At 58.2% G+C, this 19,502-nt stretch carries 15 protein-coding genes and 1 tRNA gene; 6 read left to right on the top strand and 10 right to left on the bottom strand.

What is annotated here, in order from left to right:
• Nucleotides 1-40: 40 nt before the first annotated feature.
• From ABEA58_RS01010 to rne, 9 genes are all read right to left on the bottom strand, one after another.
• A complete protein-coding gene (locus tag ABEA58_RS01010; protein ID WP_345547970.1) occupies nucleotides 41-2,503 on the bottom strand; it encodes an endonuclease/exonuclease/phosphatase family protein in 2,463 nt (820 codons plus the stop codon).
• Entirely contained in the window at nucleotides 2,500-3,786 is a 1,287-nt protein-coding gene (locus tag ABEA58_RS01005; protein ID WP_345547968.1) for a glycosyltransferase, read from the bottom strand. The genes ABEA58_RS01010 and ABEA58_RS01005 overlap by 4 nt, the downstream gene beginning before the upstream one ends.
• Complete coding sequence (locus ABEA58_RS01000; RefSeq protein ID WP_345547966.1) at nucleotides 3,783-6,074, bottom strand: hypothetical protein; 2,292 nt, start codon at nucleotides 6,072-6,074, stop codon at nucleotides 3,783-3,785. Before ABEA58_RS01000 ends, ABEA58_RS01005 begins: the two co-directional genes overlap by 4 nt.
• Nucleotides 6,074-6,760, bottom strand: coding sequence for a TVP38/TMEM64 family protein (locus ABEA58_RS00995; RefSeq protein ID WP_345547964.1), 687 nt, complete (start codon nucleotides 6,758-6,760; stop codon nucleotides 6,074-6,076). Before ABEA58_RS00995 ends, ABEA58_RS01000 begins: the two co-directional genes overlap by 1 nt.
• Before the next feature lie 510 nt (nucleotides 6,761-7,270).
• Entirely contained in the window at nucleotides 7,271-7,747 is a 477-nt protein-coding gene (locus ABEA58_RS00990; RefSeq protein WP_345547962.1) for a hypothetical protein, read from the bottom strand.
• Between the two features lie 532 nt (nucleotides 7,748-8,279).
• Nucleotides 8,280-8,918 (bottom strand): hypothetical protein, encoded by a 639-nt coding sequence (locus ABEA58_RS00985; protein WP_345547960.1) that lies wholly within the window; start codon nucleotides 8,916-8,918, stop codon nucleotides 8,280-8,282.
• Nucleotides 8,919-9,060: 142 nt separating this feature from the next.
• The gene (locus ABEA58_RS00980) at nucleotides 9,061-9,435 is read right to left on the bottom strand and encodes a hypothetical protein (protein WP_345547959.1); all 375 of its coding nucleotides are present in this window, start codon (nucleotides 9,433-9,435) and stop codon (nucleotides 9,061-9,063) included.
• Between the two features lie 584 nt (nucleotides 9,436-10,019).
• Nucleotides 10,020-10,107, bottom strand: a tRNA-Ser gene (locus ABEA58_RS00975).
• A gap of 117 nt (nucleotides 10,108-10,224) precedes the next feature.
• Nucleotides 10,225-13,266, bottom strand: coding sequence for a ribonuclease E (rne, locus tag ABEA58_RS00970; protein ID WP_345547957.1), 3,042 nt, complete (start codon nucleotides 13,264-13,266; stop codon nucleotides 10,225-10,227).
• Between the two features lie 751 nt (nucleotides 13,267-14,017).
• Here rne and rluC point away from each other — a divergent pair.
• Entirely contained in the window at nucleotides 14,018-15,034 is a 1,017-nt protein-coding gene (gene rluC / locus ABEA58_RS00965; protein ID WP_345547956.1) for a 23S rRNA pseudouridine(955/2504/2580) synthase RluC, read from the top strand.
• A gap of 84 nt (nucleotides 15,035-15,118) precedes the next feature.
• A complete protein-coding gene (locus ABEA58_RS00960) occupies nucleotides 15,119-15,763 on the top strand; it encodes an HAD-IA family hydrolase (RefSeq protein ID WP_345548058.1) in 645 nt (214 codons plus the stop codon).
• Between the two features lie 105 nt (nucleotides 15,764-15,868).
• Here the strand turns inward: ABEA58_RS00960 and ABEA58_RS00955 are convergent, their stop codons facing one another.
• The gene (locus ABEA58_RS00955) at nucleotides 15,869-16,534 is read right to left on the bottom strand and encodes a Maf family protein (RefSeq protein WP_345547954.1); all 666 of its coding nucleotides are present in this window, start codon (nucleotides 16,532-16,534) and stop codon (nucleotides 15,869-15,871) included.
• Between the two features lie 123 nt (nucleotides 16,535-16,657).
• Here ABEA58_RS00955 and ABEA58_RS00950 point away from each other — a divergent pair, with 123 nt between their 5' ends.
• From ABEA58_RS00950 to fabD, 4 genes are all read left to right on the top strand, one after another.
• Nucleotides 16,658-17,206 (top strand): YceD family protein, encoded by a 549-nt coding sequence (locus tag ABEA58_RS00950; protein WP_345547952.1) that lies wholly within the window; start codon nucleotides 16,658-16,660, stop codon nucleotides 17,204-17,206.
• Between the two features lie 73 nt (nucleotides 17,207-17,279).
• Nucleotides 17,280-17,471 (top strand): 50S ribosomal protein L32, encoded by a 192-nt coding sequence (gene rpmF / locus ABEA58_RS00945; RefSeq protein WP_067080852.1) that lies wholly within the window; start codon nucleotides 17,280-17,282, stop codon nucleotides 17,469-17,471.
• Nucleotides 17,472-17,474: 3 nt separating this feature from the next.
• Nucleotides 17,475-18,494 carry a phosphate acyltransferase PlsX gene (gene plsX / locus ABEA58_RS00940; protein ID WP_345547949.1) on the top strand — a complete coding sequence of 340 codons (1,020 nt, stop codon included), beginning with the start codon at nucleotides 17,475-17,477 and terminating at the stop codon, nucleotides 18,492-18,494.
• 45 nt (nucleotides 18,495-18,539) lie between these two features.
• On the top strand, nucleotides 18,540-19,484 hold the full coding sequence (gene fabD / locus ABEA58_RS00935; RefSeq protein ID WP_345547947.1) for an ACP S-malonyltransferase: 945 nt from the start codon (nucleotides 18,540-18,542) through the stop codon (nucleotides 19,482-19,484).
• Nucleotides 19,485-19,502: the final 18 nt, after the last annotated feature.

Genomic DNA, 19,502 nt, shown 5'->3' with positions numbered 1-19,502 from the left:
CCAGATAAAGGTTCATGGCCTTTCTAATCCCACAAACGGGCTATTCTGTGCTGCCAGCGTCATTCCCCTGGTTTTCCTGTGGTTTTTTCCGCGGGGGCAGTTGGATGTCGGCGACCAGCGGCAGGTGATCGGACGCGACCCGGGTCAGCTGGGTGTTGGGCACCTGAATTTTCCTTACGCGCAGCTGGCGGCTGGCAAAGACATAATCGATCCGCGCCTTGGGCATGCGGCTGAAGTAGGTGCCCAGGGGCCTGTGGCGAGGTGAATGCAACTGGGTGTCGCGCAGCTGTGCGCACACTTTTTTGTACTCGGCGGAATTGGGCAGGGCATTGAAGTCCCCGACGAGAATTTTCGCCCCAGTGCAGTCCGGGTGTCCGAGCCATTCAGGCCCCAGTAGAGCCTCCACCTGCGCCAGCCGCTCGGCTTTCTGCAGCCCCAGGTGGGTATTGAGAAGCTGTATCTTCTCGCCGTTCAGGTCTATCTCCACCCACAGGGCCCCCCTTGGCTCGTCGACTCTGGGCAGGAAGCGGTTACCGCTGCCCTCGGGGGGACCGGGCAGAATATCCCGTTTTACCAGCCGCATGGGCAGGCGGGAGAGAATGGCATCGCCGTAGCGTTCTTCCTCCAGGTGCAGTGCCGGGTGGAAGTGGAATTCCATTTTCAGCAAGTGGGCGATCTGCCCGGCCTGATCGATACCGCCGCTGCGCGGGCGGCTGACGTCCAGTTCCTGCAGGGCGACCACATCCGGCTGGTAGCGGGCGATAACCCGTGCGATACGTTCCGGCGCATAGCGGCCATCGAGCCCGCGACAGCTGTGCACGTTGTAGGTCATAACGCGAATGGTGCGCTCGGCGACGGGGCGCGGCGGTGGCGAGAGGGGCTGTGCCCGCTGCAGAAACGCCAGGGCTGTCTCGCGCAGATCCTCGGCGCGCCAGTAGCCCTTGCGCGGGGTGCGAATGTCCCCGGGCAGCAGGGCGAAGGCATGGGTCTCGTTGGGGCCCGGCCCGCCGTGACTGCCATTTTCCACGGCGAAGGTCATCGGCTCTTCCCCCGCGCACCAGCCGGACATGAGAAAGTCTCCGGAGTCCGGGTGGCGGACCAGTTTTTCCAGGTCGGCGGCGGTTTCATCCGGGAAGGGGTGGGCGTCGCCCATCAGCCGGTGCCCGTCTTTGGGCAGTTCCACCGGTCCGCTGCGGTGCCAGCCACGCACCGGTGCATTTTCCCCCTCGCCATCCTGATACAACACCAGCGGTACAAAGGCTTTCTCAACGATCAGTCGCGCCACTTCGGCGCGCTGCGCGGGTTTTACCGGCAGGTTGTAGAGCATTGCCAGCGGCCCAAGTCCGGTCACGGCCATCGGCGACTGTTCCTCAGACTTGTCGTTGCCATCATCGGGGATCAGCTTTTGAATCCACTCGCTGCCAAACAGCCTTGCCCGCTGCAGCTGGTGGCCCTGTTTACCCGCGCTGCGGTAGTGGTCGGTATCCGCGGGCAGCTCCGCCAGAGCGGCGCTGACGGCCTCGCCGATACCCCTGCCGTAGCGCGACTCGTAGGGTTCCGCATGCTCCTGTCCGTGGTCGGAAATGATCCACACATCGTACTGGCGCCGCTCGGAGCGGTGCGCGGCCCGCCAGATGCGCGCAATGGCATCGTCGATGCCTTTCAGCGTCCAGTGGGCGAAGGCGGAACTGGGTCCACGCCGATGCGACTGTTCGTCGTAGCCAAGCAGGTTGATGTAGATAATGGGCAGGCCGCGGGCGATATCGATTTTTACCCCGAAGGTAGACAGCTCCCGCATCAATATCGTGACGGCCACGCGGGTGGGAACAAACATCAGTTCCCGCCACAGATCCTGCCCGCCAACCACGCCGCGGATCGAGTCGATCAGGGCCAGAAAGGTCTCCACCACCAGCAGTGTGCCGGTGCGCACCAGCCCCCACAGGTTGCTTAACAGCAGCACGATCACGGTCCAGGGGCTGGCTTGCCGAAGCGCCGGCCCCCAACCGCGGGAGGCGGGGCAAAAGTGGGCTTCGCCATCACTGGTGCCGGCGCGGAACAGACTCAGGTAACTGCTGCCGCCGCGAAGGAGCGGCCGCTGGCCGGAATTGTCCAGCCGCTCCTCCACCTTGATGGCGGTCGATGGCTCGTACATGCGCACCAGCTCATTGGTGTCGCGCATCATGAAGCCGAAAGCGGGCACTACAGCGCGGACGCCATAGAAGAGTTCCGCCTGCACCGCCGGGGTCGTCGAGGGAACGCCGGGAAACAGGTGATGAAGGGCGTAGTGCTCCTTGCGGATCAACCGGCGCAGAAAAGGCATTTTGCGTTTGGCCAGCGCTTTTTCCAGCTGCGGGTAGGCGAGGCCATCCACCTGGATGATGATCAGCCCGTAGTCGTTGGGGTGGCTGTCGCTTCTCGGCAGCTTGAGCAGCCTGGCCATCCACTCACTGCGGGAGAACTTTCGCCGCCAGCGTCGCAGTGTGGTCTCGATCCGCGTCATCATGGCGGGAAGGACCGGGGTTGCGTGGCGTTAAATGCCGCGCCGGCGGCGCTGGTGACGCCTTCGAGAATATCCCACTGCGCGCCGATGAGGTTGCGCAGGCGCATCCACTGGGCATAGAGGGAATCGTCGATCATCCACTGCTGTTTGAGTAGTGGCTGGTACAGGGCCAGAGCCCTGTCGGCACACTTCTCCATGGAGAAGGTTTTTGCGGTCTGCAGTGCTGCATCGCGCAGCGCCTGCCGCTGCTCGGGTCCCTGCTGGTGGAGCCAGGCGATTGCGTCAACAAATTCAGCGGCGTTGGCGCTTTTTACCAGGCAGCCATTGATGCGGTCCTCGACCACCTCGCGGGTGCCGTTGGCGTCTAGGGCGATCACCGGCGTACCGCCAGCCATGGCCTCGGTCAGCACCATCCCCTGTGTCTCGCTGGTTGAGGCAAAAACAAAAGCGTCCATCGCCCGGTAGGCATTGCGCTGGGCCTCCCCCTGAAGCGTTCCCGGCGTGTGCAGGCGTTCAGCCAGGCCACGGGACTGGAACAGACTTTTGACGGCCTGCTCACTGGGCCCGCTGCCCACCAGCAGGAAGTGGCTGTTTTCCTCCTTCAGCATAAATTCCACCACCGCGCCGGCGAGAAAATCGAGGTTCTTCTCCGCTGCCAGCCGCCCCAGATGGCCAAGCAGAAAAGCGTCTTCCGGGATGCCGTATTGTCGCCGCGCGGCAAGGCCATCCGCTGGCTGGAACTGTTCGGCAGAAACCCCGGTGGGCAGTTCGGCAAGAGGGGAGGTCACGCCGCGGGAGCGCAGGAGTTCGGCGATGCTGCGGCTGGGCGCGAACACCAGGCTCGACAGGTTGGCGTAGCGGGTCGCCAGCTCGATTACAAAGCGCTTCAGCACCTGTGAATCCGCCGGTACATAGTGGGTATAGCGCTCATACAGGGTGTGATGGGTAAACACCAGCGGCAACTCCCGCGAGCGGGCCAGGCGCAGCGCCGTCATGCCCAGCAGGAAGGGGTGGTGGGAGTGCACTATGTCTGGCCGGAATGCATCGAGCTGTTCGGTGAGGTCGCCGGAAAAAGGCAGGGCAACCGAAAAATCACTGCCATTGAAGTTCTGCAGGGCGTGAATACGCAGCACGTTTTTTTCGTCCGGGTCGACATGCGCGAACGTCGGCGCCACCACCAATACTTTGTGCCCACGCCTGCGGTACTCCTCACTGAATGCCGCGACCGAGCGGGCCACGCCACCCACATGGGGCAGGTAGGTATTGGTGAACATGATGATATTCACAGCGCAGTCAGCTCCACACTGGTTTGCCCGTGTCGTACCTCCACCGCAGCGTATCCGAGGGCTCGCACGACCATCAAGGGCTCGCCGCGATACCAGTTGGCCTGCCAGGAAACCCTCGGTGAATCCCCGGGCTGAATTTCCAGTGACACCACGCCGAAGCGTGTCAGCGCCGGCCCGAAGCGAATGGGCTGCTCCGCCCCAGTATCTGCCAGCCATGCCGGGGGCAGGCCACTGGCGAGAACCAGAAGATCACCCTCCTCACGCACGAAACAATTGCGCTGCATGGCCACCCATTCCGCCGCCGCCCAAGCGTGCTGGCCGTCACCCATACAGCCGCCGAAGGAGTGCGGGTGGATGGCCTCCGGCCACTGGCCGGTGGGGGAGGCCAGCTTGGCCACACTGCGCATCAGCTCTAAGCAGCGCGCATCACCGGCTCTGAGCAGGACCTGGGCGATATGCAGAGTCAGATAGGCATTGATGCCCGAGTGGATCATGTCCTGAAAAAAACCACCACTGACGAAGCATTTCTCCATCAGGAATTCCGCCAGGTCCAGCAGTCGCGGGTCATGTTCAGGATAGAGCTGCAGGGGGTAGCCGGCGGCAATGGAGCCGATGGCCCCGGCATCCAGTCGTCGGTTGGGGGAGGCGGGCATGGCGGCGCGGCCCAGGCGCTCGGCGCAGGCGGCCAGGCTTGCGTCAATGGTGTTCTGGAAGTCCTCCGCCTGTGCGGCGAAGGTACAGGCCTCGTCACTCAATCCGAGTCTGTCGCACATTGCCGCCGCCGCACGCTGGCCCGCCACGCCCCAGAAATCATCCCAGTAATAGCAGTCATTGGGGCCCAGATGTTCGGCACTGAAGCCGGCCGGCAGCAGGCCGCCACAGCGGGAGCCATCTTTTTCTTGCCGCTTGTTGTGGATCCAGCGGGCGCCGCGCAGTACGGGTTCTTGCCAGGCAACCTTGAGCGGTTTGTTGGTCAGTTGGCCGAAGAGATTAAAAATCCACAGCGCTTCGCCGTTGGAGTCCCACTCGCCGTCCTGGGAATGAAAAAAGCCATCGCGCTTCTGTCGCTTGGGGAACTGATCCAGAGCCCGCTCAGCCCGATCGCTGAGCCCGGCATACAGCAGGGACTGGATCATAAAGGCGGCGTCGCGGAACCAGAAGCGCTTGTAGGTGTAGGGGCCGGGGTAAACGTCTTTGGGCGAATGCAGAATCAGGGTGCGAATCGCCGCGTCGTACATAAACTGCAGCTGCGCATCCGGCACCTGCAACCGGCAGTGGTCCTGCAGGCTTTCGCGCCAGCCGGGTGGCCGCGGTGATTCTGGCTGGCTGGTATTACGATGTCCGAGCTTCTGATGCCCGAGATATCGGTGCCCGGCGTTTAAGGGAATACTGACCGAGAGATTCAGCGGCTGCCCGGGTTCGGTGCGGAACATCGCCGCCGCCGTGGCCATCCCCACTTCGCACTCGGCATGGGTCTTGCCGCCGCTATCGTTGAGGTCGAGGTAAACATCTCCCTGGTGATAGTCCGATGCCAGGTGATGCTCCACGGGCCGGTCAAATTCCACCGCGGGCTGGTCTTCCACCAGCCATTGCCTGCGATTTTCATCCAGGCGCACCTTGTGCAGGAAACTGACCCCCTCCGGGTTGTAGGGGCGCAGGGAAACCACCAGCCAGCCAGCGGTGGGGCACTGCCCCTGCAGGTGCAGCCGGCACACACTGCCGCTGTTTGCGCGCTCGACCAAAACCGTCTGCTTGAGCTGCATTTCCTCCATGGCGCTCTCGGTAGTGACAGCGATGTTGTCAGCGCGAATATCCAGCTGCTGCTGGCAGTCTTTCAGCTTGGACGGAATCAGGATCTGCCCGCTTTCGCTCATCAGCCAGACATCGATAGACCATCCGTCATAGTGGGGTGTCAGCAGCCCGCGGGGGTCGACTATAGGCATTTCCTCCACGTCCGGCATACCCACGGCCGTCCAGTTGCGGTGGCTGAGGTTGCAGTGGGTGATGGAAAAGGCACGGGGAATGAAGGATTCATCGGCCGGGTCGAACTGCCGCTCTACCCAGTAAGGCCAGACCCAGTCGAGGTTGTGCTGGATCACCTTGCTGTTCATCAGCGCCCGGGCATGGAAAATCACCCCGGCGCGGAGAAGCTCAATGGGCTCCGCCACCTCCGAGGGCTGCGCGAAGCGCTGCAGTCTCGCCATCACGGAAAGCGGGTCCAGAAATCCATGCGAAGTGGCAAACTTGCGCACGAAAAAACGCCAGGGTAGCCATTTCATCCAGGGCATCACAGGTCCTCTTGGTCAATTTTTTCTGCCAGCGCGCGCCGCGCCATACGCGCCAGGCCGATCAGGGCGAGTACCGCCAGTACAAACCCCGTTCCGTAAAGCACCCACTGCACCGGCGTTCGCTCCGACCCAGCCTGTCCGAGCGTTGTCAGGTCCGCGGCGATAGAACCCACATACACACTGTTAATGGTGAGCGGAATGATTCCGATAAAATTGCCGATCACGAAATCCTTGAGGCGCACCGGAGTCAAACCAAAGAAATAATTGGAGAGCTTGAAGGGGAACAGCGGCACCATCCGCGTCATCATGATCATGCGCCAGCCCTCGCGGCGCATCACCTCGCCAAGGTTGGACGGGCGCACATGGGACATCAGCCAGCGCGAGGGGCGCTCGCCAAAAAGATAGCGGGCGATGAGGAAGGCGAGGGTGGCCCCCAGAGTCGTGCCGATCACCACAAATAAGGTCCCCTTGACCACACCAAAAACGAACCCGGCCCCCATGGTGAAGATCACCCCCGGGGCCAGCACCACCACCGCCAGCGCCATGATCAGGATAAACACAAGGCTGGCCTGCCAGCCTTGGCTCTCCAGCCACTGCAGCAGCCCGATCAGCTGGTCGTCAAGGTCGAAATAGAGCAACAGCCCGACCGCCAGCGTCACAACCAGCACGCAGCCTGCGAGAAACAATATGTATCTATGCTTTGCGGTCATTATTCGGCTTTGGAATGAGTCCTGGCGCTGAGTGTTTCGGGGTTGCCAACTAATAGACTAGCCAACCAATCGCAGCTCGTTGTATGAGGCGCAAGGGGATTGCATGGCAGAGTAGGGCATTGAGAGGCAATGGCTTGTAGGGGGGTGACCGGCTTTATCAATGAAGCTGTCGGGGCATTAAGGAGGATTGCGCACTTTAAGCGGTGGGTAGGCCAGATAGGTTTGGAGGCTGTAGGCTGTGACGGGATTGCAGCGTGGAGCGTGGTGATGCCGTATCAGCTATTCAGGCAGTGTCTGGAACGTCACAGCGCTTGCTCATCACCAGATGGTGTAGACACTGTGCAGATAGTGATCTGCTTGATACTGAATTGGGTGTCAGAATTGTACTCTGACCACAGTTTTCCTTGTGCGCTTTATGTGCGAAAATTGTCGCGAAGCGACCACGCATAAAGTGCGCAAAGTTAGGCGTCAGTCTGCAGCGCATTGTTAGAGGTTTTTCTCAGCGCGCATTGGTAGACCTACCTCTCGGGCCACCTTTTCAGCGAAGCTCAAGGCTTCGCTCTTCCCAGCGCTAGACCTTGGATATATGGCCAACAACATATTAATATCAAAACCACCAGAATAATCGTTAGTTGTATTTTTTCCAACTAAGTTAACCTCATAAAATCCCCGCGAGTGATCATCAGCAGAAGGACCGTGAGAATTCTCGATTACTCTTACATACTTATATAAACTCAATGGAATCTGTGCTTCCAACTCAATAAAGAACCATTTTTTAAAATTTATAACAGCTTTTTTTTCTGTATCTATGAATTTTTCAGCCTTACCAAAAAATGTGATCACGCCAATTGAAGTGATTATTAACCCTGCAGTCAAAAATCCCACACTCCCCGACGTGATCCCAGGAAGAAGAAAGCCTACGCCTCCGAACAGGATTGCAAATACGCCTAAAAACTTTGGCATCGAATTCTTCGCGGGATGATAAATTTTCATTTTTTGACAATTACGATTTCTAACGACTCAAACACAGTCTTGGTGAAGTTGGCGGATTTTTTGGAAAAAAAGGACAGCTTCACCTCCCGTGTTAGGCCGAAACCTAACTATATAGACTGTCTACTAAACGTGGTTAAGTCTTAAATCTAAAGTTAGCAATAACCGGCATTTTGTAGTGGTGTTAAAGCTGCGCCAGGCTCTTTTAGCACAGCTCTAACACCGCGGAAAAATGTCTGTGTTTATTGCCATTGTTATATTTAATCTTTTTTCAGCCGATCTATCCGGGATTTTATTGAGGTGTTATTTCTTAACTCTAATGACATTTCATACTCGTGAATTGCATTTTCAATGTCTTCTAATCCTTCGTAAGCAAGTCCCTTGTTATAATGTGCTGATGCTCTTAATAGTTTTACTTTCCCATCACTAGGAGTGCAGTCTCCTTAATAGCAAGGATGTTTTTCTGTATCTTTAATTTCACCATCAGAATATTCTAAAAGCTTATCTAGAAGTTGAATAGCTTCGCTTTTTTTCCATTCTTCAGATAGGCTAAGGATAAATTATTTGCATCTGATAGTTTTCTTTCGCCATTCATGGCAAATGCGTTCCAGTAATATATTTCAGCCAGGGCGTAATCTTTCTTATCATATGCCTTTTTAGCCAAATCCATGTATCCCCCAGAACTATTGTCTTTGCAGAACTCGCACTCAAAAGAGCTTCCATCAAAATACAACACATTGGCCGTATAAATTATATTTGTTCTATGACCGCCCCAAGTGTAATTGATTAACCTGTAATATCCGTTTTTCTTCTCAGCAGATGTATTAATTGCACCTCCATTTAGATTTCCTATATTCTTAAACCCATTTTCTTTGGACGAAACTATTGTAGTGACGGAGGTGCACCGTCTCCCCCAGTCAGCGGTAACATAGAACTCGCATTTCATATCGCCATTCAGATCTACAGGTTTAATTTCAATTTCAGGAGAGCAGTCTGGATAACCAAAATATTTTTCATTGATTTTTGCGATTTCTTCATCAGAAGCTGTACAGCTAGTATCTACATTTACTATCTTGGGATATTGATACGGAGCTGCAACAACAGCTGAAGCGAATAATAGAAATGCTAAATAATATAATTTCACTTAAATTTTTCTCCTCTAAATATAACGCCGCCAGCAGGGGCAGCTTACCTTGTGCGTGTTTTGCGCGAAAATGGGAGCGCAGCGACCTGCGTAAAATGCGCACAATGTAAGCTGTCCCGCGGAGGGCCGAAGGCCCGGAGCTTTACTGCCTGGCATTGTTATAAGCGACCTCCATGATGCACTCATTGGTTTCACTGACTTGGAAACCGCACGAAGCCCCCTTCACGCTACATTTGTACCTGACAATGAACACTTCATAGCCATTTTTATTACACTTTTCCGTAGCAATCTCAACCACGTAATCTGCTTCCTTACGTGAGATTCTCCAGATTTTATCTCCTAACCCTTTGGGTAGTGCGCGCAGTGGAATACCCGAAACCGAAACAGTGGCACCTTTATTAAAGTACTCAATGAGTTCATCAGACTGCTCCTTGGTTACCTCTCCCCTATGTATTGGAGATGCCTGGCCGGAAACTGAGAGAAAAATAATTGCTACAAACAGTGCTAGTGACTTCATGGTTTATAACATTTGTATCGTAGTCGTCAGGACTGATATCCCACTGACTCATATCCCAAAATAGATTTCCCACCAGAATGCGCTGAAAGTCCCGCTTGGTCAAGGCAGGGGTGAATTACACACGATTACGCTGCTGGAAATAGCAGTCGTCACGACGTCTAGCCATATGCAGAGGGCTAGGGCATAACCATCTGATTTGCAGCTGGTTTTTATCGGGCGTAAGTGGTTAGTCAGGATAACAGTCGCTAGGATTATTTTGTCTGAGAAATTGGTGTCAGCACAGTAAGTTTTTAACAGCGCACCCCCTCGACCAATATCCGATTTCAGATCGTGTATCCATCTTTATAACAATGCTGCAGGGCGGGTCGCTAAGCTTAAGTCTGTTGCGCTACATGTGCCCTTGGGGCTGCAGGAAAGAGCTGTATAGGTTTAATTTGGCAGCTTGCATGGAGTGCAAGCAGGGCTTGGGTCACAGTGCTAGCGGGTTATTCGGACTTTGCCGCCTCCGGCTCGGCTGAGAGGCGTTTTGCGGGGCTGCTTAGTACCCATATAAAAAAACCCGGCAATGAGCCGGGTTCTGTATATGGCGGTGGGGCAGGGATTCGAACCCTGGGACCTGTTACAGTCAACGGTTTTCAAGACCGCCGCTTTCGACCACTCAGCCACCCCACCAGATTGTCCGGCGCATTATACCGGTCGCTGTGACCGGTACAAGTGCGTCGGGGATTTTTTTAATGAGTTCAATGGGTTAGCCGCTTTTTTGAGCAAAATAGCGGCTAACCCCGACGGTCAACTAACCTCTGCGTCACTGGCGCTGTCATTGGCCTGTTCGGCCTGGCGGGCGACGCGGGGGTCGTTGGCCGGGCGTTTCAGGGGCCGTGGCTGATGCTGGATGTTGGCAGGCTGTGCCGTGTCCAGCGGGCGCAGTTCGCCGAGATCTCGGTGCTCGGTAATGATAACGAGTTCGAGCAGGGGCTTGGGATTGACGCGGGGGTCGTTCTTCGGCCGTGTTACTTCGCCCGCAGTACTCTCAGCATTGGCTGCGCTCTCGCTGGTCAGGGGCATGGCCTCTTCTGCGGCGACGTCCAGGGCAAACTCTTCGGCTTTGGTGTCGGCGTAAGCTGCCTCAGCCGTAGTGGTCTGCTGGGCCTCGGTTTTGGCCTCGACAGATGTCTCCGCGATAGAGGGTTCTGCCTGAGAGGGTGCTTCAGTTTGCGAAACCTGAGCTGCCTCTTGGGACTCAGTGGCAGTGGCTGTGTCTTGACCTGCAGGCTCTACAGATTCGACAGGCTCAGTGCGCGGAGTTTCCTCGTTGGCCGCTGCGGCTTTTTCTGCCTTGGGCTCAGCTTTTGGCTCTGGTTTGTATTCAGTTTGCTCCTTTTGCGCAACTGGCTGCGCTTCCTCGGCGCCGGCGGTTACCTTCTTAGCTGCCTGCGCTACGTCTGAGGGCGCAGATTCGGCTGCTGCCTGTTGCCCGCCTTCGGCCTGTGCGGTTTTCGGGGATTCCGCGGCGCTTTGCTGGCTGTCGCTGCTGCCGAGTTCCTTTTCGGCGGAGACTTTGGCTTCACTTTCGGCCTCGTCAATCGCTTCATTTACCTCGCGGTTCAGCTCCTCCTGGCTTTGGGCAACTGCTGCGGCCGCTGCGTTGCCACCACGGCGGCCACGCCGGCGCGGCTGCGGGCGGCCGCGGGCATCCCTTGGGCGGCGGGCTGGGCGCTGCTCATCGGAAGCTTCCGCAGTATCCTGCTCGACCTCCGCCGGGCTGCTCTCCAGGGTTTCGGTTGTGACGGATTGCTGGTCCTCGCGGCGGCGACGGCCTTCGCCACCGCGACGGCGGCGACGGCGGCGCTGGCCCTGAGACCTGTCGGCGTTAGCCTCGGTGGACTCTTCGCGCTTGTCCTCTTTGCGCTCTTCCTGCTTTTCCCCGCGCTTGTCGTCGCGGGTCAGTTCGCGCTTGTCGCTGTCATCGCGCGCTTCGCCACGCCCTTCGCCACGGCTGCGATTGCCGCGGTTGCCGCGGCCTCCCCGGCGCTGGTTGCGGTTGCGCTGTTGCTGGTAGTTTTTGCCACGGGCGTTGGACTTGCTGTGTTTCTTGTCGCTTTCTTCTTCGGAGCCGAATAGGGCGGCGATAGCGTTGAGCAGGCGCTTAAGTAGCCCTGGCTCGGCCTTGGCCTTGCTCTTGCCTTTTGCCTTCTTCTCTTTCTTTTCTTTCTTCTCCACAGGGGTGGGAGCCGGAGCTGTGTGGGCAATCTGCTGCACCGCCGGCTGGGCGATGGGGCGCAGAGGCTCTTCTTCCGCCTTGGAGGTGTCTTCTATGGTGCCTGAAATCTTGTAGGACGTTTCCAGGGTGGAGGCGTCATCATCACGCAGGCGCAGCACTTCGAAGTGTGGTGTCTCCAGCTCCGCGTTGGGAACGACTACGACGCGGGTCTTGTTGCGGGACTCAATCTGGGTGATTGCAGCACGCTTCTCGTTAAGCAGGTAGGTGGCGACGTTCACCGGGCAGATGGCCCGAATCTCGGCGCTGCGCTCCTTCTTGGCTTCTTCTTCCACCAGGCGCAGGATGGACAGAGCCAGGGATTTGGTGCCGCGAATGGTGCCCTGGCCGCTACAGCGCGGGCACACCCGGAAGGTGGTTTCACCGAGGGACGGACGCAGGCGCTGGCGCGACATCTCCAGCAGGCCGAAGCGTGAGATTCGGCCAATCTGTACCCGGGCACGGTCCATGCTCAGGGCTTTGTCCATGCGCTTTTCAACTTCGCGCTGGTTGGACTTGTTCTGCATGTCGATGAAGTCGATAACGACCAGGCCACCCATGTCGCGCAGGCGCAGCTGGCGGGCGATTTCGTCGGCGGCCTCCAGGTTGATATTGCGGGCGGTCTCCTCAATGTCGCCGCCTTTGGTGGCGCGGGAGGAGTTGATGTCGATAGAAACCAGGGCCTCGGTCACATCGATGACGATGGAACCGCCGGAAGGCAGCTTCACTTCGCGCTCGAAGGCAGTTTCGATCTGGCTCTCGATCTGGTAGCGGTTGAAAAGGGGAATGCTGTCCTCGTAGTACTTCACCTTGTTGGCGTACTGCGGGATAACCTGGCGAGCAAACTCAGCGGCCAGCTGGTAGGCGGCTTTGTCATCAACGATGACTTCGCCGATGTCATCACGCATATAGTCGCGAATCGCGCGGATGATGACGTTGCTCTCCTGGAACAGGAAGTGGGGAGCTTTGGAGTCGTCGGCCTCCTGCTTGATCTTGTCCCAGAGCTGCAGCAGGTAGTTGAGGTCCCACTGCAGTTCTTCGCCACTACGGCCGACACCGGCGGTGCGAACGATAATGCCCATGCCGGAGGGTACATCCACCTCAGACAGCGCATCGCGAAGCTCGGAGCGCTCGTCACCTTCGATGCGGCGGGAGATACCGCCGGCCCGTGGGTTGTTCGGCATCAGCACCATGTAGCGGCCGGCCAGGCTGATAAAGGTGGTGAGCGCAGCTCCTTTATTGCCGCGCTCTTCCTTATCTACCTGGACGATGACTTCCATCCCCTCTTTGATCACGTCTTTGATTTTGACGCGACCGTCGATGTCTTTGGGCTGCTTAAGGAAGTATTCGCGGGAGATTTCCTTCAAAGGCAGGAAGCCGTGGCGCTCCTCGCCGTAATCCACGAAGGCGGCTTCGAGAGAGGGTTCTACGCGGGTGATTTTGCCTTTGTAGATGTTCGCCTTTTTCTGTTGGCGGGTGCGGTTCTCGATGTCCAGATCGTAGAGCCACTGGCCATCGACCAGGGCAACGCGCAACTCTTCTGGTTGAGTTGCGTTGATCAGCATTCTCTTCATGCGTGTCGTAAGTCCTTGCTTTGCGCCAAGGTAAGACACTGAAATTCGCAGGCTTCTTGTAACCCCGCACCAGGGGCGCGGGGCGGGCAGGGACAGGCCCGTTTCCGTCCTCGGCCAATGGCTGACGGAATCCTGGCAGTCTCACTGCTGTAACTCCGGGCGTGTGCGACATCGCTACGCCCTTGGGTACCTTTAGCACCAGTGTGTCAGTACTACCCGGTTTCGCTCCAACTTCTCGGAGGGGTTACTCCCGGGCGCCGCCCTTAAATCTTGGTAATCCGGGCGGCGAGGTTTACGTCCTTGCAAGGCTCTGTTCCGGCTGGCTTTGGGCCGGGGCTTCTGGTCCAGTATTTTGTGTCACCGGAAGGCGTGTTACCGATGCGTTCCGGGTTGCCAGTGCGGTCGCTGGCATCTGTCGACAGAGCGGGACGTAAGTAATTGAGTCTTTAATTCAAGCGCTGCGGGCTTCAGCCCGTCTTACCTTCGCATACTAACCCGCCGTAAAGCGGGGCCTTGTGGCCGGCGAGGTGCTCCGAAATCTTCTCGTCGGAGTGACCTGACCGGCAGAGTTTTGTTGATGACGCGCTATTGGCGCTCACCGGCCGATTGGCGGTATTTTCTCTGGAACGATGCCTGTGGCTAAACTCTTAATGCCGCACATCGCCGAAAACCAGCCCAATTCAGGCCGGCCGAATATAGCACGGGGCTGGGCGCGCTTCAATTAGGCGGCTGCTGCCGGTATCATTCCTCGATGAGAAGTAAACACCCCCCCAGTCGGTCCGCCAGGACCGCCGAGCCCCATACCCGTGCGGAACCCGCCACCTCCAGTGTCCAGTTATTGACTGTTCCAGAGGAGCTGGCCGGCCAGCGGATCGATAATTTCCTGCAGGCGCGCCTGAAAGGTGTGCCGCGCTCGCGCATTTACCGGATTCTCCGCAAGGGGGAGGTGCGTGTGAACAAAGGGCGCATTAAGGCCGAGTACAAGCTGCAGGCGGGCGATGTGGTGCGGGTGCCGCCGATCCGCACCGCTGAGCAGGCGCCAGCCCCTGTGGTGGGTGATCAGCTGCGCCGGCTGGTGGAGGCGTCCATACTCTATGACGATGGCGGCCTGCTGGTGATCAATAAGCCCGCCGGGCTTGCAGTTCATGGTGGCAGCGGTGTGCGCCTCGGGCTGATTGAGATTTTGCGCCAGATGTTTCCTTCCAGTCCATTTATGGAGCTGGTGCACCGGCTGGATCGGGATACCAGTGGGGCGATTTTTGTTGCCCGCAAGCGCTCCGTGTTAAAGCACGTGCAATCAGAGCTTCGGGCTGGGCGTATGGAGAAGTCCTACCTGGCTCTGGCGGCGGGGAAGTGGCCCCGGGGCAGGCGCACGGTGGAGGCGCCGCTAAAAAAGAACACCCTTAAAAGCGGCGAGCGCATGGTTTCCGTCAATCCGGAGGGCAAGGCGAGTGAAACCCGTTTTCAGGTTGTTGAGCGTTTTTCCGGTGCCACACTGGTGGCCGCTGAGCCAGTGACCGGTCGTACACATCAGATCCGGGTGCATGCGCAGTTTGTCGGCTGCCCGTTGGCGGGTGACGCCAAGTATGCAACCGATGAAATCAATCGGGCTTTTCGGGATGTGGGTCTGAAAAGGCTGTTTCTGCACTCCGCAGTTGTCGGCTGCTCCTTGCCTGACGGCAAGCGGGTCAGGGTGGAGGCTCCTCTCCCTGGGGACCTCGAGGCGGCGCTGTCGGCCCTGCGTGCCGGCGCGCAAGTGCAGGGGTAGGGTTTTGTGTGAGCGGGTGGGTGGCGCTGATTGGCGCTTGATACGCTGTCCCGGTGGGGGCAGCTTGGTGATGAGGTCAGGCAGATGCTGGTGATTCTCGACTGGGACGGTACCGTCTGTAATTCCGAAGCGCGTATCGTGTCGTGTATCCAGCGTGCGGCGGACCGTGTGGGGTTGCCGGTTCTTCACCCTGAAGTGATCGGAAACATTATCGGCCTGGGCTTGCCTGAAGCAATCAGCACGCTGTTCCCGGAGGCTTCCATGGGGCAGCGGGACAGCATGCGCCAGCTCTATGCGGAGGAGTGGATGGCTGCCCGCTCCGAGCCTCTGCCCCTGTTCGATGGTGTGCTGGAAACTCTGGACAGTCTGCAGACGGCCGGGCATCAGCTCGCAGTGGCAACTGGCAAGAGTCGGCGCGGCCTCAATCGGGAGTTTCTGGATCACGGGCTCGGCGGCCTGTTTGTCGCCAGTCGCTGTGCCGATGAGACGGCGTCTAAACCGCATCCGCGTATGTTGCAGGAGCTGCTTGGGGAAACGGGGGTGTCGGTGTCGGAAGCGGTCATGGTGGGGGATACCGTCTATGACCTGCAGATGGCCGCGGCTCTGGAAATGGCGGCCATTGGCGTGAGTTACGGAGTTCATCATCCGGAGCGCCTGGAGGCCTGCAAGCCACACGCTGTGATCGATCATTTCTCCGAGCTGCTGAACTGGCCGCCTCTGGTGCCCTGATGCCAGGCTGGCGGATGTCTGGCTGAATTGGCGGTCGGGCTTTTGGGGGCGAGGCTTGGATGCCCCTGACTGCGCTCAATGTCTTCGGCCTCCTTTAATGTCTTTTCAGTTCCCTTCCAGTGGGCTCACTCCAAATTCCTGCAGCAGGCTGATCAGTCGAATTAATGGGAGGCCTATTAATGAGTTGTAGTCTGATCCTTCCATTTTTTCGAAAAGAGTGATCCCCAGGCCTTCCACCTTGAAGGAGCCGGCACAGTCGAAGGGCTGCTCCCTCTGCAAATAATTCAGGATCTGTGACTGTGACAGCTTGCGGAAGAGTACGGTGAACGGCTCGACCTCCGTGCGCTGGGTGCCGCTTGCGGTGTCCAGCACGCTGACGCCTGTGTGGAAGGTTACCCGCTTGCCGCTGCAGGCGCTCAGCTGTGCCTGGGCATTGTGCAGGTTGCCGGGCTTGCCTTGTGCCTGGCCGTCGAGCTCCGCCACCTGGTCTGAACCGATAATCAGGGCATTCGGGAATTGGTCGCTGAGGGCGCGGGCCTTTTCGCTGGCGAGACGTCGGGCGAGAGCCGAGGGGGTCTCGCCGGGTTGTGCCCCTTCATTTATATGGGGGCTGGCTGATGTGAACGTCAGTCCTAGCTGCTGAAGCAGCTGGCGGCGGTAAGGGGAGCTGGAGGCTAGAATCAGGGAGCGGGGCATGGCGTTCTCTTGCTGTGGTTGCCGGAATCGGGCCATTTCGGGGGCAATGTAGCCGCGGATGAATTGTTTTGACAAGGGTATGGCGAGTCCATAGAATTGCGCGCTTATGTCGATACCCCCAGTGTTCGCGCTGTACCAAGAGGTGCTGCTGGCCACTCAGAGGGGCCCTTACCGCTGGTATTCAGGGAGGCTCTGAGAATGGTGCAAAGTAGTAGGCAGCAGGTGGATGCCATCCCCAAAATCGTGGACGCCCGCAAGCTGGTCCAGCGAGAGCAGCAGCTCTCGGGTTCGGTTCCCGCTGAGGCTCTCGAGAGATTGGCGGCGGTGGTTGAATCTGTTGATGATGGCGTTCAGGTCGAGCTGAGTTTTGGTCGCGACCTGAATAGGCACATGGTGGTTGAAGGTAGGGTGCGCTGCGATGTTCAGCTTCTCTGCCAGCGCTGCCTCAAGCCGATGCCTGAATCTGTTGATGCTGGTGTGCACTGGGGAATTGTTTGGTCCGAGGAGCAGGGCAAGTCACTCTCCAAGGATCTTGACCCTGTGATACAGGAAGGCGATGAGCTCAACCTGTACCAGGTTCTGGAAGATGAGATTTTGCTCAACCTGCCCATGGTGGCTTATCACGAAGAGGAGTGTGTCCCCCGGGACAAATTCCAGTTTGGTGATGCATCCATGGAGGAGGGAGAGCAGCGGGAAAACCCCTTTAAAGTGCTGGAACAGTTGAAGGGTTCGTCGGGTAAATCCTAGTGTTTGCCGACGGGTTGGGCTCGCCGGTAGGCGCCCCGGTTCCAGTGTAATTAGTTTATTTTAGGAGCAAGCCATGGCTGTTCAGCAAAACAAAAAGACTCGTTCCCGTCGCGGTATGCGTCGTTCCCACGATGCTCTGGGCGCGGGCGCGACTCTGTCCGTCGATCCGACTACCGGCGAAAAGCATCGTCGCCACCACGTGACCAAGGACGGTTTCTACCGTGGTCGCAAGGTGATCGATGTCGGCGGCTCTGAAGAAGAGTAAAGTTTGTCCAGCCAATTGCGATTGGCCGTGGATGCGATGGGCGGGGACTTAGGTCCCCGCTCTGTCGTTCCGGCCTGCATAAGATTTCTCCAGCGGTTCCCCCAGGCAACGCTGAAGCTTTTTGGTCCTCAGACCCAGCTTCAGGATCTGCTCCGTGAATTCCATTCCTCCCCTGTAATAGAGCGGCTCGAGGTCGTACCCTGCGAGCAGGTCGTGACCCAGCAATGTAATCCAGTGCAGGCCCTTCGCCGCAAGCGCGAATCCTCCATGGCGCGCGCCCTTCAGGCCGTTGCGGCGGGGGAGGCGGATGCCATGGTGACCGCCGGCAACACCGGCGCACTGCTGGCGCTCGGGCGCAGCATTCTCGGCACTGTCGAAGGGGTGCGCCGTCCAGCTTTGGGTAAATCCCTGCCGGCGGAAACCGGCTCCTGCTTCTTGCTTGATCTGGGCGCAAATATTGATTGCTCTGCCGAGGACCTGCTGCAGTTTGCCCGCATGGGTATCGAGGCCCAGCGGGTCCATACCGGCAAGCGGCAGCTTAAGGTTGCGCTGCTCAATATTGGCGCTGAGCCACACAAGGGGACCGAAGAGGTTCGGCGTGCCGCTGAACTCTTCAAGGCGCAGCCGGACATTGATTACTTCGGCTTCGTTGAGGGTCACGATATCTTCACCGGTGTGGTGGATGTTGTGGTCTGTGATGGATTGATGGGGAATGTGGCGATGAAATCCGCCGAGGGCGTGATTAGACTGATGGGTCAAAAAGCGTTCACCATTGAGAGAAAGAGTTCTTTTAAGCGGTTTTTTGGCCAATTGGCCATAAAATTGTTGCGAAAATGGCGTACACAGGTAGAACCCGCTCGCTATAATGGCGCCAGCTTTTTGGGGGTCAAAGGCAATGTGATCAAGAGCCATGGAGGCGCCAGCAGTGAGGCGTTTTACCGGGCCATGATCACCGCCAAAGAGTGTGCCGAAGCTGATCTCGCCAGCCGATTGAGTAAGGCCTTGGCGGTATCGCACGGTTAGCGTGAATAAGCCCCCGGTTTCGCCAATCAGGTTTAAGGATGTCCCATGACCAGTGCTCGGCTTGCATTTGTCTTTCCTGGCCAGGGTTCGCAGCAGATCGGCATGCTCGCGGATGCGGCCAAAGATTTTTCCGAAGTCTCGACTGCATTTGCAGAAGCTTCCGAGGTGCTGGGTTATGACCTCTGGGATCTCTGTCAGAATGGCCAGCAGCAGGATATCAATCTCACCGAGCGTACCCAGCCGCTATTGCTGACAGCCAGCGTCGCGCTCTATCGCGCGTGGGTTGCCCGGGCTGGCGCTGTACCGGCTCGGATGGCCGGGCACAGTCTGGGTGAGTGGTCTGCGCTGGTATGCTCCGGTACCCTGGCTTTTGCCGATGCCGTACGCCTTGTGCGTGAGCGCGGCCGCCTGATGCAGGAAGCGGTCCCGGCGGGTGAGGGGGCCATGGCCGCCGTCATCGGTCTCGATGACGCCGCCGTGGAAGCCGCCTGTGCGGATGCGGCGCAAGGTGAGGTGGTTGCCGCAGTCAATTACAACTCCCCCGGTCAGGTGGTGATCGCAGGCAGCGCGGCGGCTGTGGCTCGGGCAATTGATGGGTGCAAGGCGGCGGGCGCCAAGCGGGCGCTGCCATTGCCGGTCAGCGCACCTTTCCATACCGAGCTGATGCGCCCCGCGGCAGATAAACTTGCGCCGCAGATTGAGGCCACAGAGTTCAAATCCCCCGCTATCCCCGTTGTGCACAATGTGCATGCGAAAACCGAATCCGATCCCGTCGCAATCAAGCAGTTGATGGTCGAGCAGATCTACAGTCCCGTTCGCTGGACAGCTTGCGTGCAGGCGATGGTTGCCGACGGTGTTGATACGCTGGTCGAGTGTGGTCCCGGCAAGGTGCTTGCCGGACTGTCGAAGCGAATCGATCGCACGCTGACCACCTATAACATCGAATCACCGGAGCAGCTGCAGGAAGCGCTGCAGGCGACCGCAGAATAATTCCGCCTTAGCGGCAAT

Source organism: Microbulbifer aestuariivivens (assembly GCF_039545115.1).
In the GTDB taxonomy this organism is placed as follows: Bacteria; Pseudomonadota; Gammaproteobacteria; order Pseudomonadales; family Cellvibrionaceae; genus Microbulbifer; species Microbulbifer aestuariivivens.
The sequence above is the reverse complement of the archived record's forward strand: the minus strand, read 5'-3'. Positions and strand labels throughout refer to the sequence as shown.

Excerpts from the sequence above, each read along its gene's own strand:
- ABEA58_RS01000 (WP_345547966.1), bottom strand. The coding sequence starts at position 6,074 with ATGCCCTGGATGAAATGGCTACCCTGGCGTTTTTTCGTGCGCAAGTTT.
- ABEA58_RS00960 (WP_345548058.1), top strand. The coding sequence starts at position 15,119 with ATGCTGGTGATTCTCGACTGGGACGGTACCGTCTGTAATTCCGAAGCG.
- fabD (WP_345547947.1), top strand. The coding sequence starts at position 18,540 with ATGACCAGTGCTCGGCTTGCATTTGTCTTTCCTGGCCAGGGTTCGCAG.
- ABEA58_RS00990 (WP_345547962.1), bottom strand. The coding sequence starts at position 7,747 with ATGCCAAAGTTTTTAGGCGTATTTGCAATCCTGTTCGGAGGCGTAGGC.
- rpmF (WP_067080852.1), top strand. The coding sequence starts at position 17,280 with ATGGCTGTTCAGCAAAACAAAAAGACTCGTTCCCGTCGCGGTATGCGT.
- ABEA58_RS00980 (WP_345547959.1), bottom strand. The coding sequence starts at position 9,435 with ATGAAGTCACTAGCACTGTTTGTAGCAATTATTTTTCTCTCAGTTTCC.
- ABEA58_RS00950 (WP_345547952.1), top strand. The coding sequence starts at position 16,658 with ATGGTGCAAAGTAGTAGGCAGCAGGTGGATGCCATCCCCAAAATCGTG.
- rluC (WP_345547956.1), top strand. The coding sequence starts at position 14,018 with ATGAGAAGTAAACACCCCCCCAGTCGGTCCGCCAGGACCGCCGAGCCC.
- ABEA58_RS01010 (WP_345547970.1), bottom strand. The coding sequence starts at position 2,503 with ATGATGACGCGGATCGAGACCACACTGCGACGCTGGCGGCGAAAGTTC.
- rne (WP_345547957.1), bottom strand. The coding sequence starts at position 13,266 with ATGAAGAGAATGCTGATCAACGCAACTCAACCAGAAGAGTTGCGCGTT.